This is a genomic window from Streptomyces sp. NPDC058000 (assembly GCF_042886435.1).
In the GTDB taxonomy this organism is placed as follows: domain Bacteria; phylum Actinomycetota; class Actinomycetes; order Streptomycetales; family Streptomycetaceae; genus Streptomyces.
In genome coordinates this window covers 92,736-119,255 of record NZ_JBHVQS010000004.1, presented here as the reverse complement: position 1 = coordinate 119,255, position 26,520 = coordinate 92,736, and the positions used below count along the sequence as shown (strand labels likewise).

The window sequence follows — 26,520 nt, the reverse complement described above, 5'->3', positions numbered from 1 at the left end:
CCTACTTGTCGTATTACGGGCGTCAGCGCGCGGCGGCGGCCAGCGATTCCCGCGCGGCGGTGGCCACCGCTTCGGGGGTGAAGCCGAACTCGCGGAAGAGGAGCTTGGCGTCGGCCGAGGCACCGAAGTGCTCCAGGGACACGATCCGCCCGGCGTCCCCGACGTAGCGGTACCAGGTCAGGCCGATGCCGGCCTCCACGGCCACCCGGGCCTTGACGGACGGCGGCAGCACGCTGTCGCGGTACTCCTGGTCCTGCTCCTCGAACCACTCCACCGACGGCATCGACACCACGCGGGTCGGCACGCCCTCGGCCTGGAGCTGCTCGCGGGCCCCGACGGCCAGCTGAAGCTCGGAACCGGTGGCGATCAGCACGACCTGCGGCGCGGCGCTCCGGCCGTCGGCCGTTTCGGCCTCGAAGCGGACGTAACCGCCCTTGACGGTGTCCTCGTTGGCCTCGTACGTCGGCACGCCCTGACGCGTCAGCGCCAGACCGTGCGGGGCGCCCACGCCGAACTCCTTCGTCCAGCGGCGCTGGATCTCGCGCCAGGCGATGGCGGTCTCGTTGGCGTCGGCCGGGCGCACGACGTTCAGGCCCGGGATGGCGCGCAGGGAGGCCAGGTGCTCGACCGGCTGGTGGGTCGGACCGTCCTCACCCAGGCCGATGGAGTCGTGCGTCCACACGTACGTCACCGGCAGGTGCATCAGCGCGGACAGCCGGACGGCGTTGCGCATGTAGTCGGAGAACACCAGGAAGGTGCCGCCGTAGACACGGGTGTTGCCGTGCAGCGTGATGCCGTTCATCTCCGCGGCCATGGAGTGCTCGCGGATGCCGAAGTGGATGGTCCGGCCGTACGGGTCGGCGCCCGGCAGCGGGTTGCCCTCCGGCAGGAACGACGAGGTCTTGTCGATCGTCGTGTTGTTCGACCCGGCGAGGTCGGCGGAGCCGCCCCACAGTTCGGGGATGACCGCACCCAGCGCCTGGAGCACCTTGCCGGACGCGGCACGGGTGGCGACGGACTTGCCGGTCTCGAACGACGGGACGTGGTCCTCCCAGCCCTGGGGCAGTTCGCCCGCGGCGATCCGGTCGAACTCGGTGGCGCGCTCGGGGTTGGCGGTACGCCAGGCGGCGAACGACTTCTCCCACTCGGCGCGGGCCTCGCGGCCGCGGTCCAGGACACCGCGGGTGTGCGCCAGGACCTCGTCGGCGACCTCGAAGGACTTCTCCGGGTCGAAGCCCAGCACGCGCTTGGTGGCGGCGATCTCCTCGTCGCCCAGCGCCGAGCCGTGCGCGGCCTCGGTGTTCTGGGCGTTCGGGGCCGGCCAGGCGATGATCGAGCGGGCCGCGATGAACGACGGGCGCCCGGTCTCCGCCTTGGCGGCCTCAAGGGCCCTGGCCAGACCGGCCGGGTCCAGGTCGCCGTTGGGCAGCTGCTCGACGCGCTGGACGTGCCAGCCGTACGCCTCGTAGCGCTTGAGGGTGTCCTCGGAGACCGCGGTCTCGGTGTCGCCCTCGATGGAGATGTGGTTGTCGTCCCACAGCATGACGAGGTTGCCGAGCTTCTGGTGGCCGGCCATGGAGGACGCCTCGGCGGCGATGCCCTCCTGGAGGCAGCCGTCACCGGCGACGACGTACACCATGTGGTCGAAGGGGGAGGTGCCCTGCGCCGCATCGGGGTCGAACAGACCGCGCTCGTAGCGGGACGCCATCGCCATGCCCACGGCGTTGGCGACGCCCTGGCCCAGCGGGCCGGTGGTGGTCTCCACGCCGGTGGTGTGGCCGTACTCCGGGTGACCCGGGGTCTTCGAGCCCCAGGTGCGGAAGCTCTTCAGGTCGTCCAGCTCCAGGCCGTAGCCGGCCAGGAAGAGCTGGATGTAGAGGGTCAGGCTGGAGTGGCCTGCGGAGAGGACGAACCGGTCCCGGCCGGTCCAGTCCGCGTTGGCGGGGTCGTGCCGCATCAGCTTCTGGAAGAGAACATAGGCGGCGGGCGCCAGGCTCATGGCCGTACCCGGATGGCCGTTACCGACCTTCTGCACGGAATCCATGGCCAGGACGCGGACGGTGTCCACCGCCCGCTGGTCCAGTTCGGTCCACTCGAAATCTGTGGTGGTCGGCTTGGTGCTCACCCTGAGTCAGGGCTCCTCTCCACATGTCGAATGCGGACGTCATGTCCGCCAGGCGGTGTCGAGCCTACCCCCGTAAATGCGCCCGCCTTTTCGACGCTCAGTCGGTGATTTCCACGCTCAGTCGGTGCTCAGTCGGCGGTCGGGGCGCTCACTCGACAGATGGCTGTCGGGGAACAATTGTCGCTTAGGGCAACGAAGTAGATGCTTGGGGTATTCCCGGCGCCGGGGTCGCGCCATAGGACCAGACTGCCGGGCACCGGGCGCCTCCGCCTCTTGAACGCCGGGCGAACGCCCCGGGAAAGCTCCGGACAAACCGTCACGGGGTCCGCCGGGCATGCCGCCACCACCGCCCCGCGGCCGGGCGCCCAACACGACCCCACCCCCGCGAGAGCCGCCGTATGGCCAACGTCTAAAGTGGCGTGGTAAGCGCAAGCCTTTACCGGGTGTTCACCGCCGGCGGAGCTTGCTGGCCTTATCTCCGCGGCCCAGGCCGCTGACGTTAACTTCCAGGGGTGTGCGTGACGGCCGTCGAAACCCGTCCTGCGGGGGGGCTCTCTCAAGTCCCCGGGAGTCCCGGTAACCGGCCGTTCGGGGCCCGGCTCAAGGCGTTCATCGCGCTGACCAAGCCACGGGTCATCGAGCTGCTGCTGATGACCACGGTGCCGGTGATGTTCCTGGCGGCCGGTGGTGTGCCGGACCTGTGGTTGGTGCTGGCGACCTGCATCGGCGGTTACCTCTCCGCCGGCGGTGCCGCCGCGTACAACATGTACCTCGACCGCGACATCGACGCGATGATGGACCGCACCTCCCAGCGGCCGCTGGTGACGGGCATGGTCTCGCCGCGCGAATGCCTGGTCTTCGCCACCGCCCTCGCGGTCGGCTCCACCGCGTGGTTCTGGTTCCTCGTCAACCCACTGTCGGCGATGCTGTCCCTCGGGGCGCTGCTCTTCTACGTCGTCGTCTACACGATGATCCTCAAGCGGCGCACCTCGCAGAACATCGTCTGGGGCGGCATCGCGGGCTGCATGCCGGTCTTCATCGGCTGGTCCTCGGTGGCCAACACGGTCTCCTGGGCGTCCGTCGTCCTCTTCCTCGTCATCTTCTTCTGGACGCCGCCGCATTACTGGCCGCTGTCGATGAAGGTCACGGAGGACTACAAGCGGGTCGGCGTGCCGATGCTGCCGGCCGTCGCGGGCAACAAGGTCGTCGCCCGGCACATCGTCCTCTACAGCTGGGTGATGGTCGCGGTCTCGCTGCTGCTCCAGCCGCTGGGCTACACCGGCTGGTTCTACACCGCCGTCGCGGTCGCCTGCGGCGCCTTCTGGCTCCGTGAGGCGCACGCCCTCCAGGCCCGCGCCAAGGCCGGCATCACCGGGCCCAAGCTCAAGGAGATGCGGCTGTTCCACTGGTCCATCACCTATGTGTCGCTGCTGTTCGTCGCCGTCGCCGTGGACCCGTTCCTGCGCTAGGAGGTGTGGGGGATCACCCCCACAAAAACGGTACTCGCGAGTAGCATGCTGACCATGGCAGACACCCAGCAGGCGGACGAGCAGGCGGCGGGCGGCACGGCCACCGCGACCCCGGCGCAGAAGCGGGCCGACAAGCAGGCGGCCCGACTCGCCAAGCAGATCCGGGCCTTCGCGAGCACCCACGGCGGCAGCGCCGAGGGGCAGCTCGCCCACATCGGCCGCGGTCGCACCCGGATCGCCCTGGTCGGTGCCAACGGCGAGTGGGGCAACCTGGTCGCGGACAGCTACGGCGCCGCCGAGCGGGCCGTCGAGCAGGCCGGTATCACCCTCCAGAGCGACTTCGACGGCGAGTTGGCCGCCAAGGTCCGCACCGGCCCGTACGAGTGGTCCCGGATGGCCGGCATTCAGGTGGGCGGTCCGGCCAACCCGTAGGCCCGAACTCCCGCCCCGGTGCCGTGCGCCGGGGCGCATCGCCCGCTACCTCACCACCGGCTCGCCCGTTAAGCTCACAGGCGCGGTGGACCGGCCACGCCCATCGGGCTGATGGCGAGGAGGGGCGGATGGACACACTCCCCCCGCTCATCGACCAGCACAGCCACGGCGCCGTCCACGGCGAATTGGGCCTCGGCTCCTTCGAGGCGCAGCTGGCCGCCGCGGCCCGTGCCCAGGGCCCGGCCCCCGCCGGCACCAGTCACTTCGACACCCGGACCGGTCTCGCGATACGCCGCTGGTGCCCCCCGTTGCTGGGTCTGGAGCCGCACTGCGCGCCGGTGCGCTATCTGGCCCGCCGGCGCGAGGTGGGCGCCTTCCTCGCCGGCCGGATGCTGCTCCGCGGGGCCGGCATCGGCACGTTCCTGGTGGAGGCCGGCACCCCCGGCGGCTTGACCTCGGCCGCCGAACTCGCCGCCGCCGCCGAGGCCCGCGCCCATGAGGTCGTCCGGCTGGAACCGCTCGCCGAGCAGGTCGCCGACACCTCCGGCAGCGTCGACTCCTTCCTCGGTTACACCGCCGAGGCCCTCTACTCCGCCGCCCAGCACGCCACCGCCTTCGCCTCCGGCGCCGTGTACTGCGAGGGGCGGGCCCCGGGGGCGGGTGAGGTGCGACGGGCCGCGGACCGCTGGTTGCGCGGCCGCCGCCCAGGGGAGCCGCTGGGGGAACCCGCGCTCGTCCGGCACCTGCTGTGGAGCGCGATGGCGACCGGGCTCCCGGTGCAGCTGCACTGCCCCGACCCGCAGCCGCTGACCGCCTTCCTACGGGCCACCGCCGGGCTCGGCTCCGACCTCGTGCTGCTGCCCGAGGCCCCGCACCACCGGCGGGCCGCGCAGCTCGCCGGGGTGCACGCCCACGTGTACGCGGACACCGGACCGTTCCCCGAGGAGACGCTGGGCCAGGCGCCGTTCGGCAAGCTGCTGTTCTCCTCGGGGGCGCGCGGGCTGCCCGAGCTCTACGTCACCGCGGCCCGGCTCTTCGCCCGGGCCATGGCGCGGGTGGTCGGGGAGTGGACCGCCGAGGGGCTGTGCGCCGCCGCGGACGGGCGGCGGATCACCGAGCTGATCGGCTCGGGGACCGCGCGCCGGGTCTACCGGCTGGCGGCGGAGGCGAGCTGAGCGTCCGTCGCCTCGTCGGCGACCGCCGGGCGCGGGTCGTCCTCCTGGAGCGGACCGCGGTCGCGCAGCGACAGACAGACCCGCAGCACGGCGATCCACACCAGGGTCGAGCCCAGCATGTGGAGTCCGACGACGATTTCCGGCAGGCCGGCGAAGTACTGGACGTAGCCGATGACGCCCTGGAGGGCGATGCAGCCGAGGAGTTCCAGCGCCGCCCGGCGCGCGGCGGCCGGGGCCTTGACCGCGCGCAGGGCGAACCACAGGGCGACGCTCAGACCGACCACGATGTAGACGAAGTCGACGTGCAGCTGGGTGATTTCCTGCCAGTTCAGCGGGATGCGGTGGACCTTGTGCGCGTCGCCCGCGTGCGGGCCGGTGCCGGTGACGACCGTGCCGATGACGGTGAGCGCGCCGGTCGCCGCCACCAGGAGCCAGGAAAGCTGCCGGACCGGCCGGGCAACGACGTCGCGCGGCTCCTCGTCGCCCTCCTTGGCGCGCTGCCAGCTGAGCACGGCGACCGTGAGCAGGGCGCTGGTGAGCAGGAAGTGCGCGGCGACGAGGTACGGGTTCAGGCCGGTCAGCACGACGATGCCGCCCCAGACCGCGTTGCCCATCACGATCCAGAACTGCGCCCAGCCGAGCCGGGTGAGCGAGCGGCGGCGCGGGGCGCGGGCCCGTGCGGCCACGATGAACAGCCCGATGACCGCACACAGGACGTAGGTCAGCATGCGGTTGCCGAACTCGATGAGGCCGTTGATGCCCATCGCGGCGGTCGGGGTGAGGCTGTCCGGCGTGCACTTGGGCCAGGTCGAGCAGCCCAGACCGGACTCGGTCAGCCGGACCGCGCCGCCGGTCACGACGATGACCACGGCCATCACGACGGTGGCGAGCGCCGCCCGCCGGACGAAGCGCGCGGAGGGCTGCCAGTGGCGGGCGATCAGCTCAAGGGGATTCAGCGTGTTCGGCACGGGAGTCATCGTAGGTGGAGGCTTGTGCGTGTTTTCACGAGGGGTGCGAAACGGGCGTGCGGGCCTGGTCGGGGGCATGGTGCGCCCCGACGCGCGCCCCGGCTACTCCCAGCGGAAGAACTTCGCCGCCGCGCCCAGGCCCAGGACGGCCCAGACGGCCAGGATCCCCAGGTCGGCCAGGGGCAGGCCGGCGCCGTGCTGGAGGACCTCCCGCAGACCGTCCGAGAGCGCGGAGATCGGCAGGAACTGGAGCACCTGCTGGGCCGCGGCCGGGAACTTGTCCATCGGGACGATCACCCCGCCGCCGACGAGCAGCAGCAGGAAGACCAGGTTGGCGGCGGCCAGCGTGGCCTCGGCCTTGAGGGTGCCGGCCATCAGCAGCCCCAGACCGGAGAACGCGGCGGTGCCCAGCAGGAGCAGCAGGACCACGGAGAGGGGGTTGCCGTGCGGGGACCAGCCCAGCGCGAGGGCGACCGCGGTCAGCAGGGCGACCTGGAGCACCTCGGTGACCAGCACCGCGCAGGTCTTCGCGGTCATCAGCCCCCAGCGCGGCAGCGGCGAGGCGGCCAGCCGCTTGAGCACGCCGTAGCGCCGTTCGAAGCCGGTGGCGATGGCCTGCCCGGTGAACGCCGTGGACAGCACGGCGAGCCCCAGGACGCCCGGTGCGAGGAAGTCCACCGGCTTGCCGGCGCCGGTGTCGATGACGCGGACGGCGGAGAACAGCACCAGCAGCAGCGTCGGGATGATCACGGTCAGCAGCAGCTGCTCGCCGTTGCGCAGCAGCATCCTGGTCTCCAGGGCGGCCTGGGCGCGGATCATCCGGGGCAGCGGTGCGGCGCCGGGCCGGGGGGCGAACGTACCGGTCGCGGTGGTCATGCGCGCAGCTCCTTGCCGGTCAGCTTCAGGAAGACGTCTTCCAGGGTGTGGCGTTCGACGGCTATCGCGTCGGGCATCACGCCGTTCTGGGCGCACCACGAGGTCACGGTGGCCAGCAGTTGCGGATCGATCCGGCCCTGGACGCGGTAGGTGCCGGCGGTCAGTTCGGCGGCGGCGCTGTCGGCCGGCAGCGCCTTGAGGAGCGAGGCGACGTCCAGGCCGGGGCGGCCGGTGAAGCGCAGGCTGTTCTCGGCGCCGCCCTTGCACAGCTGCTCCGGGCTGCCCTGGGTGACGACCCGGCCGCCGTCGATGATCGCCACGTCATCGGCCAGCTGCTCGGCCTCGTCCATGAAGTGGGTGGTCAGCACCACGCTGACGCCGTCGGCGCGCAGTTCCCGGACGAGCTCCCAGGTGGCGCGCCGGGCCTGCGGGTCGAGACCGGCCGTCGGCTCGTCGAGGAACACCAGCTCTGGGCGGCCGACCACGGCCATCGCCAGGGCCAGTCGCTGCTGCTGGCCGCCGGACAGCCGCCGGTAGGACGTGCGCCCGCAGCTGTCCAGGCCCAGCCGGTCCATCAGCTGGTCCACGTCGAGGGGGTGGGCGTGCAGGGTGGCGGTGTGCCGCAGCATCTCCTCGGCCCGGGCGCCCGCGTAGACCCCACCCGACTGGAGCATCACGCCGATCCGCGGTCGCAGGGCGGCGGCGTCGGCGATCGGGTCCAGTCCCAGGACGCGGACCCGACCGGCATCCGGGCGCCGGTAGCCTTCGCAGGTCTCGACGGTGGTGGTCTTCCCGGCGCCGTTGGGGCCGAGGACGGCGGTCACGGTGCCGCGTGCGACGGTGAGGTCGAGACCGTCCACGGCGGTCTTGGTCCCGTACCGCTTGACCAGGCCGACGACCTCGACGGCAGGCTCACGGCCGGGGGAGCGGGGGGCGTCCCCTGGGGAGGTGCTGGGCATGCCGGGCAGTCTACGGAGCGGGACGGGGCGCCGGGAGCTGGGGCCGGGACCTGTCCGGGAGCGGTGCGGGGACGGCCTGGGGAGGTGCCCTCCGGAAGGGGAGGCGCCGGTTCCGGAGCGTGACGGGTGGCGTCGTAATTAGGTAACCCTAAGTGACGGAGGCCACCGGTCCGCAATGCGATACAGGCTTGAATCGCTTTGAGGAATTACGCAACAATGGCGTTGTGAAAAACGTGAGCGAGGATCGGGAGAGGCCCGCGGCCCGGCAGACCGCCGGTCCGGATTCCTCCGCGCCCGCGCACGACGAGCAGCGCGGCACCCGCAACCGCGTCGCCCGCTCCATCCTCGACCACGGCCCGTCCACCGCGGCCGAGCTGGCCCTCCGCCTGGAGCTGACCCAGGCCGCGGTCCGCCGTCATCTGGACGCGCTGGTCGCCGAGGGTGTCGTGGAGCCCCGCGAGAAGCGGGTCTACGGCGCTCGCGGCCGCGGCCGTCCGGCCAAGGCGTTCGCCCTCACCGAGTGCGGTCGGGACGCCTTCGACCAGGCGTACGACGGCCTCGCCGCCGATGCGATGCGCTGGATCGCGCAGAGCGCGGGCGGCGGCGCCAAGGGCGAGGCGGCGGTCGCCGCGTTCGCCCGGGCCCGGCTCGCCGCGCAGGCCGAGGGGTACCGCGAGGCGGTCGAGACGGCCGAGCCGGAGGCCCGCACCCAGGCCCTTGCGAAGGCGTTGACCGCGGACGGGTACGCTGCTACGGCGCGCAGCGCGCCCAATCCACAGCTCGGTGAACAGCTCTGCCAGCACCACTGCCCGGTCGTCCACGTCGCCGAGCAGTACCCGCAGCTGTGCGAGGCGGAGACCGAGGTCTTCTCCCGATTGCTCGGGACCCACGTACAGCGCCTTGCCACCATCGCCCACGGCGACGGGGTGTGCACGACCTTCGTCCCGAAGGCCGGCGCCGGCAAGGCAGCTCACCGCACCGGTGAGCGCCCCACCAAGACCACCACAGCATCTGCTAGCACGGCCGGGAGGAACCCCGCATGACGCTCCCCACGGAGACTGCTCACCCTGAGCTTGAGGGACTGGGTAAGTACGAATATGGCTGGGCCGACTCCGACGTCGCCGGTGCCGCCGCCAAGCGCGGCCTGTCCGAGGCCGTCGTCCGCGACATCTCGGCGAAGAAGGACGAGCCGGAGTGGATGCTCAAGCTGCGGCTCAAGGGGCTGAAGCTGTTCGACAAGAAGCCCATGCCGACCTGGGGTTCCGACCTCTCGGGCATCGACTTCGACAACATCAAGTACTTCGTCCGCTCCACCGAGCAGCAGGCCGCCTCCTGGGAGGAGCTGCCCGAGGACATCAAGAACACCTACGACAAGCTGGGCATCCCCGAGGCGGAGAAGCAGCGCCTGGTCGCCGGTGTCGCCGCGCAGTACGAGTCCGAGGTCGTCTACCACCAGATCCGTGAGGACCTGGAGGAGCAGGGCGTCATCTTCCTGGACACCGACACCGCGCTCAAGGAGCACCCGGAGCTCTTCCAGGAGTACTTCGGCACGGTCATCCCGGTCGGTGACAACAAGTTCGCGTCGCTGAACACCGCGGTCTGGTCCGGTGGCTCGTTCATCTACGTGCCCAAGGGCGTCCGCGTGGACATCCCGCTCCAGGCCTACTTCCGGATCAACACCGAGAACATGGGCCAGTTCGAGCGGACGCTGATCATCGTCGACGAGGACGCCTACGTCCACTACGTCGAGGGCTGCACCGCGCCGATCTACAAGTCGGACTCGCTGCACTCCGCGGTCGTCGAGATCATCGTCAAGAAGGGCGGCCGCTGCCGCTACACGACCATCCAGAACTGGTCGAACAACGTCTACAACCTGGTCACCAAGCGCGCCGTCGCCTACGAGGGCGCGACCATGGAGTGGGTCGACGGCAACCTCGGCTCCAAGGTCACCATGAAGTACCCGGCGGTCTACCTCATGGGTGAGCACGCCAAGGGCGAGACCCTCTCGATCGCCTTCGCCGGCGAGGGCCAGCACCAGGACGCCGGTTCCAAGATGGTCCACATGGCGCCGAACACCTCCTCCAACATCGTCTCCAAGTCGGTGGCGCGCGGCGGCGGTCGGACCTCCTACCGCGGTCTGGTCGAGATCGGCGAGGGCGCCGCGGGCTCCAAGTCCAACGTGCTGTGCGACGCGCTGCTGGTGGACACCATCTCCCGCTCGGACACCTACCCCTACGTGGACGTCCGTGAGGACGACGTGTCCATGGGCCACGAGGCGACGGTCTCCAAGGTCAGCGAGGACCAGCTCTTCTACCTGATGGCCCGCGGCCTGACGGAGTTCGAGGCCATGGCGATGATCGTGCGCGGCTTCGTCGAGCCGATCGCCCGTGAGCTGCCGATGGAGTACGCGCTGGAGCTCAACCGGCTGATCGAGCTGCAGATGGAAGGCGCGGTCGGCTGACCCCGGCCCCACGCAGCGACTGACTCCCGCAAGAACGCAGAAAGCGAGCTAGACGACAGCCATGGCTGAGGCTCAGAACATCCCGTTGGGTTCCACGACCGCCGGTTCCGTCGCGGTGGCCGCGGAGTCCACCGTCGCCACCCGGATGAGCGCCCCGCCGTCCTACGACGTGGCGGACTTCCCGGTGCCGCACGGCCGCGAGGAGGAGTGGCGGTTCACGCCGCTCGCGCGGCTGCGCGGTCTGCACGACGGCAGCGCCGCGGCCGGCGGTCCCGACCTGAAGGTCGACATCACCGCGCCCGAGGGCGTCACCCACGAGCTCGTCGACCGCGCCGACCCGCGGGTCGGCAAGGCCGGCAAGCCGGTGGACCGGGTCGCCGCGCAGGCGTACAGCGTGTTCGAGAAGGCGTCGGTGGTCACCGTCCCCAAGGAGACGGTCCTCACCGAGCCGATCCGGATCCGGGTGCACGGTGAGGGCGGCACCGCCTTCGGTCACCAGGTCATCGAGCTGGGCGCGTTCGCCGAGGCGGTCGTGGTCATCGACCACACCGGTGACGGCGTGCTCGCCGCCAACGTCGACTACCTCCTCGGCGACGGCGCCAAGCTGACCGTGGTCTCCGTCCAGGACTGGGACGACACCGCCGTCCACTGCGGCCAGCACAACGCCCTGGTCGGCCGGGACGCCACCTTCAAGTCCGTGGTCGTCACCTTCGGCGGCGACCTCGTCCGCCTCCACCCGCGGATCACCTACGCGGCGCCGGGCGGCGAGGCCGAGCTCTACGGCCTGTACTTCACCGAGCAGGGCCAGCACCAGGAGCACCGCCTCTTCGTCGACCACGACGTGGCCAACTGCCGCTCCCAGGTGACCTACAAGGGCGCGTTGCAGGGTCAGGACGCGCACGCGGTCTGGATCGGCGACGTCCTCATCCAGGCGGCCGCCACCGGCACCGACACCTACGAGCTGAACCGCAACCTCGTCCTCACCGACGGCGCGCGGGTCGACTCGGTGCCCAACCTGGAGATCGAGACCGGCGAGATCGTCGGCGCCGGCCACGCCTCGGCGACCGGCCGGTTCGACGACGAGCAGCTCTTCTACCTGATGGCCCGCGGCATCCCCGCCGACGAGGCGCGCCGGTTGGTCGTCCGCGGCTTCTTCGCCGAACTGGTCCAGCAGATCGGACTCCCGGACGTCGAAGAGCGACTGATGAGCAAGATCGAGGCCGAGCTGGAAGCGTCGGCGGCATGACCTACGTACGCGCGGCCGCGCTGAGCGAGCTGGAGGAGGACACCCCCAAGAGGGTGGAGATCGACGGCACGCCGATCTCGCTGGTGCGCACCGAGGGCGAGGTGTTCGCGATCAACGACATCTGCTCGCACGCCAACGTCTCCCTCTCCGAAGGCGAGATCGAGGACTGCTCGATCGAGTGCTGGCTGCACGGCTCCAGCTTCGACCTGCGGACCGGCAAGCCGTCCGGCCTTCCCGCGACGCGCCCCGTCCCCGTATATCCCGTAAAGATCGAAGGGGACGACGTGCTCGTCTCCGTCACCCAGGAGTCCTGAGTTCCCCATGGCAACGCTTGAGATCCACGACCTGCGCGTCTCCGTCGAGGCCGAGAACGGCCAGCGCGAGATCCTGAAGGGCGTCGACCTGACCGTGAAGCAGGGCGAGACGCACGCCATCATGGGCCCCAACGGCTCCGGCAAGTCGACCCTCGCCTACTCCCTCGCAGGTCACCCCAAGTACACGATCACCGGTGGCACCGTCACCCTCGACGGCGAGGACGTCCTTGAGATGTCCGTCGACGAGCGCGCCCGGGCCGGCGTCTTCCTCGCCATGCAGTACCCGGTCGAGGTCCCCGGTGTCTCGGTCTCCAACTTCCTGCGCACCTCCGCCACCGCGATCCGCGGCGAGGCCCCCAAGCTCCGCACGTGGGTCAAGGAGGTCAAGGAGGCCATGGCGCGTCTCCAGATGGACCCGGCGTTCGCCGAGCGCAACGTGAACGAGGGCTTCTCCGGCGGTGAGAAGAAGCGCCACGAGATCCTCCAGCTGGAGCTGCTCAAGCCGGCCATCGCGATCCTCGACGAGACCGACTCCGGCCTCGACGTCGACGCGCTGCGGATCGTCTCCGAGGGCGTCAACCGCATCCGTGAGACCGGCCAGGTGGGCACCCTGCTCATCACCCACTACACGCGGATTCTCCGCTACATCAAGCCCGACCACGTCCACGTCTTCGCCAACGGGCGGATCGCCGAGTCCGGCGGCCCCGAGCTGGCGGACAAGCTGGAGGCCGAGGGCTACGAGGCATACGTGAAGGGTGGTACGACCGCGTGACACAGCTGCCGGGCCTCCTCGACACAGAGGCGATCCGTAAGGACTTCCCCCTCCTGGACCGCCTGGTCCACGACGGGAAGAAGATCGTGTACCTGGACAACGCGGCGACTTCGCAGAAGCCGCGCCAGGTCCTCGACGCCCTGAGTGCCTACTACGAACGTCACAACGCCAACGTCCACCGCGGCGTGCATGTGCTCGCCGAGGAGGCCACGGCGCTGTACGAAGGTGCCCGCGACAAGGTCGCCACCTTCATCAACGCGCCGAGCCGCAACGAGGTGATCTTCACCAAGAACGCCTCGGAGTCGCTCAACCTCGTGGCGAACATGCTCGGCTGGGCCGACGAGCCCTACCGCGTGGACCACGAGACCGAGATCGTCATCACGGAGATGGAGCACCACTCCAACATCGTCCCGTGGCAGCTGCTCTCGCAGCGCACCGGCGCGAAGCTGAAGTGGTTCGGCATCACCGACGACGGCCGCCTCGACCTGTCCAACATCGACGAGGTCATCACGGAGCAGACGAAGATCGTCTCCTTCACGCTGGTCTCCAACATCATGGGCACCGTCAACCCGGTCGAGACGATCGTCCGGCGCGCGCAGGAGGTCGGTGCGCTGGTGTGCATCGACGCCTCGCAGGCCGCGCCGCACATGGTCCTGGACGTCCAGGCGCTCCAGGCCGACTTCGTGGCCTTCACCGGCCACAAGATGTGCGGTCCGACCGGTATCGGCGTCCTGTGGGGCCGCCAGGAGCTGCTGGAGGACCTCCCGCCGTTCCTCGGTGGCGGCGAGATGATCGAGACGGTGTCCATGCACTCCTCGACCTACGCGCCCGCGCCGCACAAGTTCGAGGCCGGTACGCCCCCGATCGCGCAGGCCGTCGGCCTCGGCGCGGCCGTGGACTACCTCACCGCGATCGGCATGGACAAGATCGCCGCGCATGAGCACGCGATCACCGAGTACGCCGTCAAGCGGCTGCTGGAGGTCCCCGACCTGCGCATCATCGGCCCGAGCACGGCCGAGGACCGCGGGGCGACGATCTCCTTCACGCTCGGCGACATCCACCCGCACGACGTGGGTCAGGTTCTGGACGAGCAGGGCATCGCGGTCCGCGTGGGGCACCACTGCGCGCGCCCGGTCTGCCTGCGCTACGGAATTCCTGCGACCACGCGAGCGTCGTTCTATCTGTACTCCACCCCGGGTGAGGTCGACGCCTTGGTCGAGGGCCTGGAGCACGTCCGCAACTTCTTCGGTTAATGATCACCGCGGTTAATGAGCACGGCGGATGAGGACGAGGACTGACTGAGTCGTGAAGCTGGATTCCATGTACCAGGACGTCATCCTGGACCACTACAAGCACCCCCATGGGCGCGGTCTTCGGGACGGCGACGCCGAGGTGCACCACGTCAACCCCACGTGCGGCGACGAGATCACGCTCCGTGTGCGGCTCGACGGCACGACCATCGAGGACGTGTCGTACGAGGGGCAGGGCTGCTCCATCAGCCAGGCCAGTGCGTCGGTGCTCAACGACCTCCTGGTCGGCAAGGAGCTCGGTGAGGCGCAGCGGATCCAGGAGACCTTCCTGGAGCTGATGCAGTCCAAGGGCCAGGTGGAGCCGGATGACGCCATGGAGGAGGTGCTGGAGGACGCGGTGGCGTTCGCCGGTGTCTCCAAGTACCCGGCGCGTGTGAAGTGCGCCCTGCTCAGCTGGATGGCCTGGAAGGACGCCACGGCCAAGGCCCTTTCCCAGGAGGCGAAGACCGCATGACCGACACCCCGACCACCACCAAGCCGGCCTCGGAGGAAGAGGTCCGCGAGGCGCTGTACGACGTCGTCGACCCCGAGCTGGGCATCGACGTCGTCAACCTCGGGCTGATCTACGGCATCCACGTCGACGACGCCAACATCGCCACCATCGACATGACGCTGACCTCGGCGGCCTGCCCGCTGACCGACGTCATCGAGGACCAGGCGAGGTCCGCCACGGACGGCATCGTCAGCGAGTTGAAGATCAACTGGGTCTGGATGCCGCCGTGGGGCCCGGACAAGATCACCGACGATGGCCGCGAGCAGCTGCGTGCGCTGGGGTTCAACGTCTGAGTGCCGCTCCGCGGCACCACCGCACGGTCAAGCGGCCGTGCCCACCGGTTCCTCCGGTGGGCACGGCCGCTTTCGTCGTTCCGGGCGCCGAGCGCTGCGGTCGTCCCGCCCCCCCGTTGTGTACGGCCGTACGCAACGCTGTGTACGCTCGTACGCATGGCCTATCTGACGCTCGCCGGCGCGATCCTCTCCGAGGTCCTCGCGACGACCTCGATGAAGTACAGCCACGGCTTCAGCAGGCTGTGGCCCTCGCTCGGCACCGTCCTCGGGTACGTGCTCGCCTTCGCGCTGCTCGCCCAGACGCTCAAGTCGATGAGCGTCGGGACCGCGTACGCGATCTGGGCCGGGGCCGGTACCGCGGTGATCGCCGCGATCGGGATGGTGTTCCTGGGCGAGAGCGCCAGCGCGTTCAAGATCTTCGGGGTGCTGCTGGTGATCGCCGGGGTAGTGGTGCTCAACCTCGACGGGGCGCACTGATGGCCCGGCGGTATGACCCGGAGCGGCGGCAGCGGATCATCGACGCGGCGATCGCGGTGGTCGGGGAGCGGGGCATCGCCGGGCTCAGCCACCGCGCGGTGGCGGCCGCGGCGGACGTCCCGCTGGGCTCCACGACGTACCACTTCGCGACCCTCGACGACCTGCTGGTCGCCGCGCTGCGGCAGGCCAACGGCTGGTGGCTGGCGGACTTCGCGCGCTGGGTGGAGGGGATCGACCCGGCCGTGCCGCTCGCCGACGAGGTGGCCCGGCTGGTCGCGCAGACGCTCGCCGCGGACCGGGCGCGGGTGGAGCTGGAGTACGAGCTGTACCTGGCCGCGCTGCGGCACGAGGCGGTGCGGCCGATCGCGGCCGAGTGCCTGGACGAGATGGTGGCGCTGCTCGCCCGGCGGATCGGCGACCGGGCCACCGCCCGGGCGGTGGTGGCCTTCACCGACGGGCTGCTGCTCCAGCACCTGCTCACCGGTCAGCCGTTCCAGCCGGCCCTGGTACGCGAGGGGTTGGCCGGGGTGCTGGGAGCCGCCCGGTGACCGGCGGCCCGCGGGCCGGCGGCTGGTGCGACCCTACGAGCCGGACGGTGCGGGCGGGCGGTCCGGATCGTGTGACCGTACGGCCCGGGACCGATCGCTGAGACCGGTTCGCCTCCGCGGGCGGGCTCCGGTTAGGTTTCCCACATGACCGATGCTGCAACTTCCCGCACGACCGGCGCCGTCGCCGCCGGGCTCGCCACCGTCGCCTCCGACGGCACCGTTCTCGACACCTGGTTCCCCGCGCCCGAGCTGGTCGACGCCCCCGGCCCGGCCGGCACCGAGCAGCTGGCGGACGACCGCGCCGCCGAGCTGCTGGGCGCCGCCGTCCTCAAGGCCATCGGGCCCGACCCGGTCCGCGGCGTGGAGGTCGTGGCCGTTCGCACGGTCATCGCCTCCCTGGACGACAAGCCGCTGGACGCGCACGACGCCTACCTGCGCCTGCACCTGCTCAGCCACCGCCTGGTCAAGCCGCACGGCCAGAGCCTGGAGGGCGTCTTCGGCCTGCTGGCCAACGTCGCCTGGACCTCGCTCGGCCCGGTGCCGGTCGACCAGCTGGAGACGGCCCGGCTGAACGCCCGCGCCGAGGGCCTGCACCTCCAGGTCACCAGCGTCGACAAGTTCCCGCGGATGACCGACTACGTGGCGCCCGCCGGCGTCCGGATCGCCGACGCCGACCGGGTGCGACTGGGCGCCCACCTCGCGGCCGGCACCACCGTCATGCACGAGGGCTTCGTCAACTTCAACGCCGGCACGCTGGGCACCTCGATGATCGAGGGCCGGATCAGCGCCGGTGTGGTGATCGGCGACGGCACCGACATCGGCGGCGGCGCCTCCACCATGGGCACCCTCTCCGGCGGCGGCAAGCAGATCATCTCGATCGGCGAGCGCTGCCTGCTCGGCGCCGAGTCGGGCATCGGCATCGCGCTGGGCGACGAGTGCGTGGTCGAGGCCGGTCTGTACGTGACCGCGGGCACCCGCATCACGCTGCCCGACGGCCAGATCGTCAAGGCGCTGGAGCTGTCCGGCGCCGACAACATCCTCTTCCGCCGCAACTCCACCACCGGCACCGTCGAGGCCCGCCCGAACAAGGCGGTCTGGGGCGGCCTGAACGAGATCCTGCACAGCCACAACTGACCGGGCACCGTCCCGCAGTCCTCGCCCCGGGCCCGGCGGTCACACCGCCGGGCCCGGGGCGTGTGCGGGTCCGGACCCGGTCCCGCGCAGCGTTGTCCCGGACCGGTCAACTGCCCCGCCGCGCCGATAGGGTGGCCCCATGCGTGATCTTGTGGCGGGGGTGCGGTATCTGGGCCGGGGCGTGCGCTGGGTCGCCGGGCACGGCCGGTGGTGGGGGTTCGGGCTGATCCCCGCACTGGTGGCGCTGGTGCTGTACGCGGGGCTGCTCACCGTGCTGGCCCTGTGGTCCGGCGACCTCGCCGCCTGGGCGACGCCGTTCGCCGACGGCTGGGGTTCGCCGTGGCAGGGGCTGCTGCGCGGGCTGTTCGTGGCGCTGCTGCTGGCCGGCGGGCTGATGCTGTCGGTGCTGACGTTCACCGCCGTCACCCTGCTGATCGGCGACCCCTTCTACGAGTCGCTGTCGGAGCAGGTCGAGGAGAGCGAGGGCGGCTGCCCGCCCGGCTCGGGTCGCCCGCTGTGGCGGGAGATCGGCATCGCGCTGCGGGACATGGTCCATGTACTGCTGCGGGCCGCCGGGTTCGGGGTGCTGCTCTTCCTCCTGGGTTTCCTGCCGTTCGTGGGGCAGACCGTGGTTCCGGCCCTCGGGTTCTGCGTCTCCGGTTTCTTCCTCGCCGTCGAGCTGACCACGGTGGCGATGCAGCGCCGGGACATTCCGGTCCGCGAGCGGCTGCGGCTGCTGCGCGGTCGCAAGGCCCTGGCGGTGGGCTTCGGGACGCCGCTGGTGCTGCTGTTCCTGATTCCGTTCGTGGCGGTGCTGCTGATGCCGGGCGCGGTGGCCGGGGCCACCCTGCTGGTGCGGGAGCTGGCGCCCGTCGGGCCGGATGCCGGGCCGGCGGTGGCGGACGGGCCGGAGCCGGAGGAACGGGCGGTGCCCGCCGCCTGGTGACCGCGCCCGGGGACGCCCGGAACGACGGAGCGACCGCCGCACCCTGTGGTGCGGCGGCCGCTCGGGCGTACTGCCCTACCCGCGTCAGTCAGCCTTGCGCGACCGCGGCTTCAGGTCCTGGGTGCGCTCGGCGGCGGACTCCTCCGACTGCGGCCGGTGCTGCTCGGAGCGCCGCTCGGCGGCTCGGTCCTGCTTGCCCGACTTACGGTTCTGCGACTTCGGCATCATGACTCCCTTTGTCTCGCCGAAACGGTGTTTGCCCTCCCAGTACCGCACCCCGGGGCGCAGTCGGCCCCCGGAGGTGGGCCGATGGAGTGACGAGACGGTCACCCCGGGTGAGGCGAGGGGCAGGGATGTCGGGCGTCAGGGCTTGATCCGCAGCACCTGCGGGTCGTGGTCGCTGGTCTGGTCCGCGTACTCGGCGTTGATGTGCACCACGTCGTAGTCGGTGCGGGTCAGCGCCTTGCTGGTGAGCAGGTGGTCCAGCACCTGGGAGTTGCCCTGGTAGACGTAGCTGTAGCGCTCGGCGACCGGCAGCTTGGTGACCTGGTCGGTGAGTACGCCGCCGCTGGTGAGGGTCTTCAGCGCGGGCGAGAACTGGTAGTCGTTGAGGTCACCGGCCACCACCACGTCGGCCTTGGGGTCCTTGGCCAGCAGCTCCTTGACGAAGGTGTTGACCAGCTTCGCCTGTGCGGTGCGCTGGGTCTCCGAGGTCCGGGCCGGCGGCTGGAAGCGGCTGTCCAGGCCCTGGTCGCCGCCCTTGGAGTTGAAGTGGTTGGCGATCACGAAGACCCGGCGATCGGGCTTGCCGCGCAGCGCGAACTCGCCGGCCAGCGGCTTGCGGCTGGCCTTCCACGCCGCTTCGGTCGGCGCGATCCGGCCCGGCGACGCGGACAGTCCGGCCCGGCCGTGGTCGTCGACGACCTTGACCGGCGTGGTCGCATCGCCGCCCTTGACGTCCGTGAACGCCACCCGCTGCGGGTTGAAGAGGAACGCCACCCGGATGTTGCCGCCGGGCTGGCCGCCGTCCTGGTCGTTCTGCGGGTCGATCGCCCGCCACTCGTACGCCGGGCCGCCGGCCGCCTTGATGGCGTCGGTGAGCTTCTTGAGGGTGGTCCCCGCGGTGACCGTCCCGTCGTCCGTGGCGCCGCTGTCGTCCTGGACCTCCTCCAGGGCGACGACATCGGGGGCGGCGAGGTTGTGCACCAGGCCCTTGGCCAGCCGGTCGAACTTGGTCTGCGGGTTGTCCGGGGCGAGGTTCTCGACGTTGTAGGTGGCCACCGCGAGTTCGCCGGCCGTCTGCTTGCGGGTGACCTCGGGCGCCGGGGTGTGGGCGGCGAGTGTGCCCAGTTCGGTGGCCTGGAGGGTGTAGCCGCCGAAGTTGTCGTAGTCCAGCGGGCCGGCGGTGGTGCCGTTCAGCCGGTCGCCGACGTTGGCGACGGGGAACGGCCGCTGCGAGAAGGGGATGAGGGACTGGACCTTGACGCGGCCGCCGTTGGGGTCGGCGTACGACTCGTAGAGCGTGCCGCCGCGGGCGGTGCGGTGGTGGCCGGGGGTGGCGGTCACCCACAGCTCGTTGTGGGTGTTGGTGGGGCCGACGACCGGGGCGTCGACGACCGAGACCCGCATGCCCTCCAGCGACTCCAGGCGGTCGAGGGCGTACTTCGTGGGCTGGAGGGTGCGCGACTCGATGCTCCGGCCGCCCGCGTCGGGTGCGTAAGTCGCGGGAATCGAGGCGGCGTTGAGCTTGACCGGGGCCGGCAGCGGCTGGTTGCTCGCGGTGACCTTCCAGGTGGCACCGGTGATCTCGGTGACGGACTGGCCGCCGGCGTCCTTGCCGCCCGGGTAGTACTCGCTGACCGTGCCGCTGAAGGTGAGCGCGTCGCCGACCGCGACCTTCGGCGTTTCCTTGCCGGTGAAGACGAAGACCGCCTCGCTGGTCGCCGGGTCGTCGTCCGGGTGCGGGTCCTGCACCCAGAAGCCGCGGGACGAGCCGAACGCCCGGATCGCGGTCACGGTGCCGGGAACGTCGCCGACCTGCTTGCCGGCCAGCGGGGATATTCGGGTCCTGCCTTGGATGTCGTGGATCCGGGTGCCGGCCGCCGAGGCGGACTGCACGCTGAGCAGTCCGCCGGCGAGGGCGGCACAGGCGGCCACCGCACTGAGGGCGACCGGTCTGCGGAGCGTACGACGGGATGGCATCAATGCCTCCGGAGAAGGGGGGGTAGGAGATGTGGCGGAGCGGGACCGGCGCTCGCTACGCGCGTCAATCTCTTGTGTGCGCAAGGGAGTTGTCAAGGTTCTCCCGGTGGACGGGAGCGTACGAGCGGGTGAACCGCCCGAGATGGGGAGGATTCCGTCTACGCTTGGGCGGCGCACGAGCCGATGTCCGTCCGAGGAGCTGAGCCCAGATGTCCGCAGACCGCCCCACCATGCCGCCGGTGCGGCTGCATTCCGAAGCGGAACTGGCCCGCGCCGCACTGAGCGCCCCGCTGCTGGCCCGGGCCGCCCAGCTCGCCCGCTGGGCCGAGTCCGGCGTCCCGGTCAGCGTCGGCGGTGAGCTGGTCGAGAAGTCGCTGGTCGCGGCCACCGAGCACCTGGGCCTGGCCGACGACGAGGACGGCCCGGCCTACACCACCGAGGCGTGGCAGCTGGCGGTGGACACCGGGCTGGTCGAGATCACCGAGCACGAGGAGGGCGACGGGGCCGACGGGGTCGACGCCGCGAACCTCCCGGACGACGCCGCGGTCGGCACCGCCACCCCCGGCGAGGAGCTGGGCCTGCTCACCTCCGGCAGCCCGCAGGACGTCCTGGACATCTGGCTCGGCGGCATGGAGACCGTGCTCGCCGACGCGGTAGCCCCGGACCTCTCCGACATCGCCGAGCAGCTCGCCGAGGGCGACGAACTCGACCTGGACGCCCTGGACTGGAACCCGGAGGAGGAGGCCGAGCTGCTGGACGGCATCCTCGGCAACCTCTACCTCCTCAGCGCCCTGGGCGAGCTCCCCGACCAGGACGTCCCGCTGCCCGCGCTGGCCGCCTCCATGATCATCCCGGATGACATGGACGAGCCCACCGACGAGGTCCTCGAAGAGGTCTCCGACGCGATGATGCGGCTCGACGACCAGTTCCGGGTGCTGGAGCCGATCGGCCTGGTCGCCTACCGGCCGGTCGACGAGGCGCTGATCGAGGAGCTCGACGAGGACGGCGAGACGGTGAGTGCGGCCGAGCCGCTCGCGGACGAGGACGTCGCCCGCTACGGCCTGGTCCGGCTCACCCCGCTCGGCGTCTGGGCGGTCCGCGCCCGGATGCTGGACGCAGGGGTGGACGCCCCCGCCGTCGGCGACCTCGCCGACCAGGGCGCCGAGGTCCTGCTGACGGCGCTGCCCGACTACCCCGAGGCGATGGCCCAGGCGGAGTCCGAGCAGTGGCTCGCCGCCCGCACCCCGCTGGACGCCGCCCGGGAGCTGCTCGCGGCCGCCCGCGGCGACGACGAGCGCGGCCCGCTGCGCCGGCTCGCCGCCCAGCAGACCCTCTCCCTGATCGCCCCCGAGGCCGAGCCGGCGCTGCGCGAGGTGCTCGACGACCGGCACCTGGGCGGGCTGGCCCGGGTCTGGCTCGCCGAGCGCGGACTGCCCGACATCCCCGAGCCGTCCCAGGACCTGGTCTTCTGGCTGACGGTGGACACCATCGCGGCCCAGCTCGGCGACACCGACGACGAGGCGACCGCCGAACTGACGGAGCTGGTACGGGGGTTGAGCGTCCAGCACAGCGGGTTCTTCGACGCGGTCTGGCGGGTGGACCACCCGGCCACCGCCGACGTCCTGGAGGCCATGGGACGGCTCCACCCGGACAAGAAGGCCGCCAAGGAGGCGCGCAAGGCCGCCTTCAAGGCGCGGTCGCGACAGGCCGGCTGAGCCGGCCCGCACCGGGGGCCCCGGCTCAGCCGGCCGGGGCCGCCGCCGTGATCAGGTAGTAGTCCAGCAGTCCCGTCTGGTAGGCGGTCAGGTACTGGCGCGGCCACTTGTCGCGCAGCTCCGGCCGCTCCGCCATATAGCGGTCGTACGACTCCCAGACGCCGTCGCCGATCGGCGTCACCGCGACGTCGACCAGCCCGGCCCCGTCGAACGTGGCGGCCACGTCGTCCACCAGGTGCGCCACGTCCAGCCCGTTGGCGTACGGGGGCAGCAGCTCGGGCAGCACCCGGACCGCCTCCGGGACCCGGGCGAAGAACGTGGTCAGCGCGAACTGGCCGGCCGGCCGCAGCACCCGCACCGCCTCCCGGGCGAAGCCGGCCAGGTCGCGGAAGTGCTGGGCGGCCTCGACGGAGTAGACGAAGTCGGTGCAGGCGTCCGGCAACGGCATCCGCTGGGCCGGGCCGAGCACGAACTCCAGGCGGCGGGGGCCGGTGTCCTCGCGGAGCAGGCCGGCGTTGGCCTCCAGGGCGCGGGCGATCTGGTCCGGATGGGCGTCCAGGCCGATCACCGACCCGAAGTCGAACTCCCGCAGGGCCAGCGCACAGCCCAGGCCGCGGCCGCAGCCGACCTCCAGGGCGGTGCGGCCGCGCGGCCGGTCGAAGGTGTCCAGCACCAGCCGGTAGAGGTCCTGCTCGCTGCGGAGCCGGTCGTCCTCGGTCAGCGGCCGGTCCGCGGGCTCGGGCAGCCAGGCCCAGTAGCCGAAGTTGATGAAGCCGCCGGTGAACGCGGGGACGGTGCTGAGGTCCTCCTCGCCGTAGGTGGCGGCGACCTGCTCGGGGAGGTCCGGGCGGGCTGCGCCGTCCGGGTGGTCCGGGTGCGCGGACCGGCCGGATCCGCCGGTCGGGGGCGGCTGCTCGGTCATCGGACGCTCCTCGTCGTAAGCCGTGGGGGGAGGGGGCCGAGGGGGCGCGGGGACGGAATCCTGGGCGCGTGCGGATGTCGAAGGGGAGGTGAGCTCGACGATGCGGATGACACAATTCTCAATCCTGGACCGCTCCCGCACCAGGGAGGGACACCCGTCCGCGGCGGCGTTGCGGGACACCGCGGAGCCGGCTCGGCAGGCGTGGGGGCCCCATGGCGCGCTCGCCTCGCTCTTCCCGGACCGGATCGGCAGGGGGCTGGGCCGCTCGGTCGGCTTCACCGGCGGGATCCGTCGGGTGCCGGGCACGGAGAAGGACGCCGCCGAGGACTTCGAGGCGCAGCCCGTCGAACTGCTGGGCTACTTCACGGGTACCCGGACCGCCCATCCGCAGGTCCACGCCCGAGGGGCTGACGGTGCCGGCGTTCGTGCTGGCCACCGGGGCGGGGCGCGGGTGGCGGCACGGGCCGGGCCGGCCCTGGTGATCGGCGACTTCCGGGCCCCGGCGAAGCTGTCGGAGGCGATCGAGGAGTACCGCGCCACGTTCCGCCCGTCGGGGCTCTGGGCGCGGCCGTACGCGGTGATCTACGGGACGGTGGCGGTGGCCGGGACGGCGGAGGCTGCCCGGCGGCTGCTCGTACCGGAGGCGCGGGCGCTGGCGTACTCGCGGACGCACGGGGTGTTCCCGCCGTTGCGGCCGGCGGCCGCCGGGGAGGGAATGTCGGAGCGGGAGCGGGGCTTCTGCGCGGACGCGCTGCGGGGGCATGTGCACGGCACGGAGGAGCAGGTCGCACAGGAGCTCGGGACGCTGATCGAGCGGAGCGCGGCGGACGAGGTGCTGGTGACCACCAGCGGTTACGACCGGGCGGCGCTGCCGGAGTCCTTCGAGCGACCGGCGGGGCTGGCCGGCCGGGGCTGGCCGGCGCGGTGCCGGCCCCGGTGGACGCGGGCGCCGGCACCGCGTCCACCGGGGGGAACGGGCTACAGCGCGGCGGCCGCGGGCTTGACCATGCCGCGCACCGTGCGGGCGTCGGCGAACGAGCCCAGCGCGGTCATCTCCCACTCGCCGGAGAACTGCCGGATCAGCTTGGCCATGATCACGCCGGTCCGCGGTTCGGCGCCGGCCAGGTCGAAGCGGACCAGTTCCTCCCCGCTCTGCGCGTCGGTCAGTCGGCAGTACGCCTTGGCGACGTCGGAGAACTTCTGGCCGGAGAAGGAGTTGACGACGAAGACCAGGCCGGAGACCTCCGGGGGGATCCCGCCGAGGTGGACGGTGATCACCTCGTCGTCGCCGGCGCCGTCGCCGGTGAGGTTGTCGCCGGAGTGCTGGATCGCCGAGTCGAGGATCCGGAGCTTGCCGAAGTAGCAGCTGTCGATCTTGCTGCGGTCCGGGCCGTAGGCGATCACCGAGGCGTCCAGGTCGATGCTGCGGCCGCGGCGGGCGGGCTCCCAGCCCAGGCCCATCCGGACCGAGCTGAGCAGCGGCCGGCCGCCCTTGACCAGCGAGACGGTCTGGTTCTTCTGGAGGCTGACCCGGCCCTTGTCGAGGTTGACCTTGCCGGCGGCCGGCGGGGCCACCGGGGCGGGGGCCTGCGCCGGCGGGGCGATCGGGGCCGGGGCGCCGGCCGGCGGTGCCCACTGCTCCGGGGGGACGGGCGCCGGGGGTGCCTGCGGGGCAGGGGGCGCCGGCGGGGACTGCGGGACGGGCGGGGCGGGCGGAACGGTCGGGGCGGCCGGGGCGGGCGCCTGGGGTGCCGGCGCTGCGGCCGGCTCCTCCACGCTCACCCCGAAGTCGGTGGCGATGCCGGCGAGCCCGTTCGCGTACCCCTGGCCGACCGCGCGGACCTTCCAGCCGCCGCCGCGGCGGTAGATCTCCATGACCACCAGCGCCGTCTCCGGGCCGAGCTGCGGCGGGGTGAAGGTGGCCAGGACCCCGCCGCCGTCCGCGTCGCGGACCGTGCCGGTCGGCTCGGTGCCGGCGAAGGTCGCGCCGGGCGCGTCCGGGCTCGCGGTGATCACGACCTTGTCGATGTCCGCGGGCACCGCGGCGGTGTCCACCGTGATGGTGTCGCCGCCGGGCGTCGTACCGTGGCTCACCCCCGGCCCCGCGGGCTGGTTGTAGAACACGAAGTCGTCGTCGGAGCGCACCTTGCCGCCGGCGGTGAGCAGCAGACCCGACACGTCCAGCCGCACGGGGGCGGTGACGGTCACCGCCACCCGCGCGGCGGTGAGCGGGAGGTTCGAGCCAGGAGTCATTGCGGTCATGACAGCCCTAACGGTCCGGGGGTGTACGCGGTTCCCTGCGGGCGCCGCCCCGGGGTGGCCGGGGTGGGCGTCCGTGCTGGTCAGCGTCGGGCGCGGGAGTTGCCGAAGAGCAGCCGGTAGGCGATCAGCAGGACCAGGGCACCGGCCACCGCGGAGATCCACATGGCCGGGTCGTAGAAGTCCTTGGGGATCGGGCGGTGCAGGATGCGGGTGGAGAGCCAGCCGCCGATGAAGGAGCCGGCGATGCCGATCAGGGTGGTGCCGACGAGGCCGCCCGGGTCCCGTCCCGGCAGCAGGACCTTGGCGATGACGCCTGCGATCAGGCCCAGGAGGAGCCAGCTGACGATGCCCATGGTGTGTTACCTCGTTCTCGCGTCGTGTGCTCGCGCCCGCCGGCACCTGGTTGCGGTGCCGGCGGGCGTTGTGCCCTCAAGGACGCAGGGGGGCGGGGACGAGGTTCCGTACGAGGGCGGATCGCCCGGGAATCGCGGTCAATGCCGCCAAAGGGGCGGGTTCGTGCAGAAGGTTCCGCCGAGGTGGGTGTGTTCGGGGTTCTCGGGGTCGAGTTCTCCTTGGGCGGCGAGGAGTTGGGCGGCGTACGGCTCGGAGTCGTCCTGCGGGTCGTAGCCGAGGGCGTGGGCGGTGGACAGGTCCCACCACAGGCGGGTGTTGGCGGAGGAGGCGTAGGCGACGGTGTGGCCGACGTGGTCGGCGGTGAGCGCGGCGTGCAGCAGTCGGGCGCAGTCCGCCGGGCTCAGCCAGAGGGAGAGCATCCGCACCGTGGTCGGCTGCGGGAAGCACGAGCCGATGCGCAGGGAGACGGTCTCGATGCCGTGCCGGTCCCAGTAGAGGGCGGCGAGGTCCTCGCCGAAGCCCTTGGAGAGGCCGTAGAAGGTGTCCGGGCGGTGCGGGGTGTCGACCGGGATGGCGGCGGAGCCGTCCGGCGGGCGCGGGGTGAAGCCGACGGCGTGGTTGGAGGAGGCGAAGACCACCCGCCGCACGCCGGCCTCGCGGGCCGCCTCGTAGAGCCGGTAGGTGCCCTCGATGTTGGCCCGCAGGATCTCCTCGAACGACGACTCCAGGGAGATGCCGGCGAGGTGGACGATGGCGTCGACCCCGCGGACCGCCGCGCGCAGCGCCTCGGTGTCGGCCAACTCCGCGGTGACGGCGTCCGGTTCGCCGTCGATCGGGCGCTGGTCGAACAGGCGCAGCCGGTATCCGTAGGGCGGCAGCAGTGCACGCATCAGGGTGCCGACGCCGCCGGCGGCGCCGGTGAGCAGGACGGTGCGGGGTGCGGTCATGGGCGGTACTCCTCCGGCTGGGCGGCGTGGTCGTGTGCACGGACCAGATTCATATGGGTGGACGCGCCAGATGGAGGGACACGCTAGGGAGGTCGATCCTGGCCGGTCAAGACTCTTGAC

At 71.7% G+C, this 26,520-nt stretch carries 27 protein-coding genes; 16 read left to right on the top strand and 11 right to left on the bottom strand.

The features are described 5' to 3' along the window. Positions 1 to 22: 22 nt before the first annotated feature. Entirely contained in the window at positions 23 to 2,125 is a 2,103-nt protein-coding gene (gene tkt, locus ACFVT2_RS06695; protein WP_390012960.1) for a transketolase, read from the bottom strand. A gap of 518 nt (positions 2,126 to 2,643) precedes the next feature. Between tkt and ACFVT2_RS06690 the strand changes: the two genes are divergently transcribed. From ACFVT2_RS06690 to ACFVT2_RS06680, 3 genes are all read left to right on the top strand, one after another. Continuing rightward, on the top strand, positions 2,644 to 3,594 hold the full coding sequence (locus tag ACFVT2_RS06690; protein WP_390012958.1) for a heme o synthase: 951 nt from the start codon (positions 2,644 to 2,646) through the stop codon (positions 3,592 to 3,594). A 45-nt stretch (positions 3,595 to 3,639) separates the two neighbouring features. Next, positions 3,640 to 4,026 (top strand): hypothetical protein, encoded by a 387-nt coding sequence (locus ACFVT2_RS06685; protein WP_390012956.1) that lies wholly within the window; start codon positions 3,640 to 3,642, stop codon positions 4,024 to 4,026. Between the two features lie 128 nt (positions 4,027 to 4,154). Beyond that, entirely contained in the window at positions 4,155 to 5,201 is a 1,047-nt protein-coding gene (locus ACFVT2_RS06680; RefSeq protein ID WP_390012954.1) for an amidohydrolase, read from the top strand. Here the strand turns inward: ACFVT2_RS06680 and ACFVT2_RS06675 are convergent. The 3 genes from ACFVT2_RS06675 to ACFVT2_RS06665 all read right to left on the bottom strand — a co-directional run bounded on the left by ACFVT2_RS06675 (position 5,174) and on the right by ACFVT2_RS06665 (position 8,004). Beyond that, complete coding sequence (locus ACFVT2_RS06675) at positions 5,174 to 6,169, bottom strand: heme A synthase (protein ID WP_390012952.1); 996 nt, start codon at positions 6,167 to 6,169, stop codon at positions 5,174 to 5,176. The genes ACFVT2_RS06680 and ACFVT2_RS06675 overlap by 28 nt on opposite strands. Positions 6,170 to 6,271: 102 nt before the next feature. Next, positions 6,272 to 7,045, bottom strand: a complete 774-nt coding sequence (locus ACFVT2_RS06670; protein ID WP_390012950.1) for an ABC transporter permease — start codon at positions 7,043 to 7,045, stop codon at positions 6,272 to 6,274. Further along, a complete protein-coding gene (locus ACFVT2_RS06665) occupies positions 7,042 to 8,004 on the bottom strand; it encodes an ABC transporter ATP-binding protein (RefSeq protein WP_390012948.1) in 963 nt (320 codons plus the stop codon). Before ACFVT2_RS06665 ends, ACFVT2_RS06670 begins: the two co-directional genes overlap by 4 nt. Before the next feature lie 224 nt (positions 8,005 to 8,228). Between ACFVT2_RS06665 and ACFVT2_RS06660 the strand changes: the two genes are divergently transcribed. The 12 genes from ACFVT2_RS06660 (at position 8,229) to ACFVT2_RS06605 (ending at position 17,998) form a co-directional block, all read left to right on the top strand. Next, positions 8,229 to 9,047, top strand: a complete 819-nt coding sequence (locus ACFVT2_RS06660) for a helix-turn-helix transcriptional regulator (protein ID WP_390012946.1) — start codon at positions 8,229 to 8,231, stop codon at positions 9,045 to 9,047. Beyond that, on the top strand, positions 9,044 to 10,465 hold the full coding sequence (gene sufB, locus ACFVT2_RS06655; protein WP_390012944.1) for a Fe-S cluster assembly protein SufB: 1,422 nt from the start codon (positions 9,044 to 9,046) through the stop codon (positions 10,463 to 10,465). Before ACFVT2_RS06660 ends, sufB begins: the two co-directional genes overlap by 4 nt. A 61-nt stretch (positions 10,466 to 10,526) precedes the next feature. Continuing rightward, positions 10,527 to 11,711, top strand: a complete 1,185-nt coding sequence (gene sufD, locus ACFVT2_RS06650; protein WP_390012942.1) for a Fe-S cluster assembly protein SufD — start codon at positions 10,527 to 10,529, stop codon at positions 11,709 to 11,711. Continuing rightward, positions 11,708 to 12,025 carry a non-heme iron oxygenase ferredoxin subunit gene (locus tag ACFVT2_RS06645; protein ID WP_390012940.1) on the top strand — a complete coding sequence of 106 codons (318 nt, stop codon included), beginning with the start codon at positions 11,708 to 11,710 and terminating at the stop codon, positions 12,023 to 12,025. The genes sufD and ACFVT2_RS06645 overlap by 4 nt, the downstream gene beginning before the upstream one ends. 7 nt (positions 12,026 to 12,032) lie before the next feature. Beyond that, positions 12,033 to 12,797 (top strand): Fe-S cluster assembly ATPase SufC, encoded by a 765-nt coding sequence (gene sufC, locus ACFVT2_RS06640; protein WP_390012938.1) that lies wholly within the window; start codon positions 12,033 to 12,035, stop codon positions 12,795 to 12,797. Further along, positions 12,794 to 14,050, top strand: coding sequence for a cysteine desulfurase (locus ACFVT2_RS06635; protein WP_390012936.1), 1,257 nt, complete (start codon positions 12,794 to 12,796; stop codon positions 14,048 to 14,050). Before sufC ends, ACFVT2_RS06635 begins: the two co-directional genes overlap by 4 nt. 52 nt (positions 14,051 to 14,102) lie before the next feature. Continuing rightward, the gene (gene sufU, locus ACFVT2_RS06630) at positions 14,103 to 14,561 is read left to right on the top strand and encodes a Fe-S cluster assembly sulfur transfer protein SufU (RefSeq protein WP_016578640.1); all 459 of its coding nucleotides are present in this window, start codon (positions 14,103 to 14,105) and stop codon (positions 14,559 to 14,561) included. Then, positions 14,558 to 14,893: a metal-sulfur cluster assembly factor gene (locus ACFVT2_RS06625; RefSeq protein WP_390012934.1), complete on the top strand. Its 336-nt coding sequence runs from the start codon at positions 14,558 to 14,560 to the stop codon at positions 14,891 to 14,893. Before sufU ends, ACFVT2_RS06625 begins: the two co-directional genes overlap by 4 nt. Positions 14,894 to 15,049: 156 nt before the next feature. Next, entirely contained in the window at positions 15,050 to 15,370 is a 321-nt protein-coding gene (locus ACFVT2_RS06620; RefSeq protein WP_390012932.1) for a DMT family transporter, read from the top strand. Then, positions 15,370 to 15,918 (top strand): TetR/AcrR family transcriptional regulator, encoded by a 549-nt coding sequence (locus ACFVT2_RS06615; RefSeq protein ID WP_390012930.1) that lies wholly within the window; start codon positions 15,370 to 15,372, stop codon positions 15,916 to 15,918. The genes ACFVT2_RS06620 and ACFVT2_RS06615 overlap by 1 nt, the downstream gene beginning before the upstream one ends. Positions 15,919 to 16,062: 144 nt before the next feature. Beyond that, complete coding sequence (dapD, locus tag ACFVT2_RS06610; RefSeq protein WP_390012928.1) at positions 16,063 to 17,052, top strand: 2,3,4,5-tetrahydropyridine-2,6-dicarboxylate N-succinyltransferase; 990 nt, start codon at positions 16,063 to 16,065, stop codon at positions 17,050 to 17,052. Between the two features lie 139 nt (positions 17,053 to 17,191). After that, positions 17,192 to 17,998, top strand: coding sequence for an EI24 domain-containing protein (locus ACFVT2_RS06605; RefSeq protein ID WP_390012926.1), 807 nt, complete (start codon positions 17,192 to 17,194; stop codon positions 17,996 to 17,998). An 84-nt stretch (positions 17,999 to 18,082) separates the two neighbouring features. On the opposite strand, the gene ACFVT2_RS06600 is transcribed toward ACFVT2_RS06605, so the two are convergent. Next, positions 18,083 to 18,226, bottom strand: coding sequence for a hypothetical protein (locus ACFVT2_RS06600; RefSeq protein ID WP_376569770.1), 144 nt, complete (start codon positions 18,224 to 18,226; stop codon positions 18,083 to 18,085). Positions 18,227 to 18,361: 135 nt separating this feature from the next. Continuing rightward, entirely contained in the window at positions 18,362 to 20,200 is a 1,839-nt protein-coding gene (locus ACFVT2_RS06595) for an endonuclease/exonuclease/phosphatase family protein (RefSeq protein WP_390012924.1), read from the bottom strand. Between the two features lie 209 nt (positions 20,201 to 20,409). On the opposite strand from ACFVT2_RS06595, the gene ACFVT2_RS06590 reads away from it, so the two are divergent. Then, the gene (locus tag ACFVT2_RS06590; protein ID WP_390012922.1) at positions 20,410 to 21,915 is read left to right on the top strand and encodes a hypothetical protein; all 1,506 of its coding nucleotides are present in this window, start codon (positions 20,410 to 20,412) and stop codon (positions 21,913 to 21,915) included. A gap of 25 nt (positions 21,916 to 21,940) precedes the next feature. On the opposite strand, the gene ACFVT2_RS06585 is transcribed toward ACFVT2_RS06590, so the two are convergent. The 5 genes from ACFVT2_RS06585 to ACFVT2_RS06565 all read right to left on the bottom strand — a co-directional run bounded on the left by ACFVT2_RS06585 (position 21,941) and on the right by ACFVT2_RS06565 (position 26,400). Next, positions 21,941 to 22,837: a class I SAM-dependent methyltransferase gene (locus ACFVT2_RS06585; RefSeq protein WP_390012920.1), complete on the bottom strand. Its 897-nt coding sequence runs from the start codon at positions 22,835 to 22,837 to the stop codon at positions 21,941 to 21,943. 582 nt (positions 22,838 to 23,419) lie between these two features. Then, positions 23,420 to 23,683, bottom strand: coding sequence for a hypothetical protein (locus ACFVT2_RS06580; RefSeq protein WP_390012918.1), 264 nt, complete (start codon positions 23,681 to 23,683; stop codon positions 23,420 to 23,422). Between the two features lie 132 nt (positions 23,684 to 23,815). Further along, positions 23,816 to 25,090, bottom strand: coding sequence for a TerD family protein (locus tag ACFVT2_RS06575; RefSeq protein WP_390013211.1), 1,275 nt, complete (start codon positions 25,088 to 25,090; stop codon positions 23,816 to 23,818). Positions 25,091 to 25,179: 89 nt separating this feature from the next. Beyond that, positions 25,180 to 25,452, bottom strand: a complete 273-nt coding sequence (locus ACFVT2_RS06570) for a GlsB/YeaQ/YmgE family stress response membrane protein (RefSeq protein WP_390012916.1) — start codon at positions 25,450 to 25,452, stop codon at positions 25,180 to 25,182. Between the two features lie 138 nt (positions 25,453 to 25,590). Next, positions 25,591 to 26,400, bottom strand: coding sequence for an NAD-dependent epimerase/dehydratase family protein (locus ACFVT2_RS06565; RefSeq protein ID WP_390012914.1), 810 nt, complete (start codon positions 26,398 to 26,400; stop codon positions 25,591 to 25,593). Positions 26,401 to 26,520: the final 120 nt, after the last annotated feature.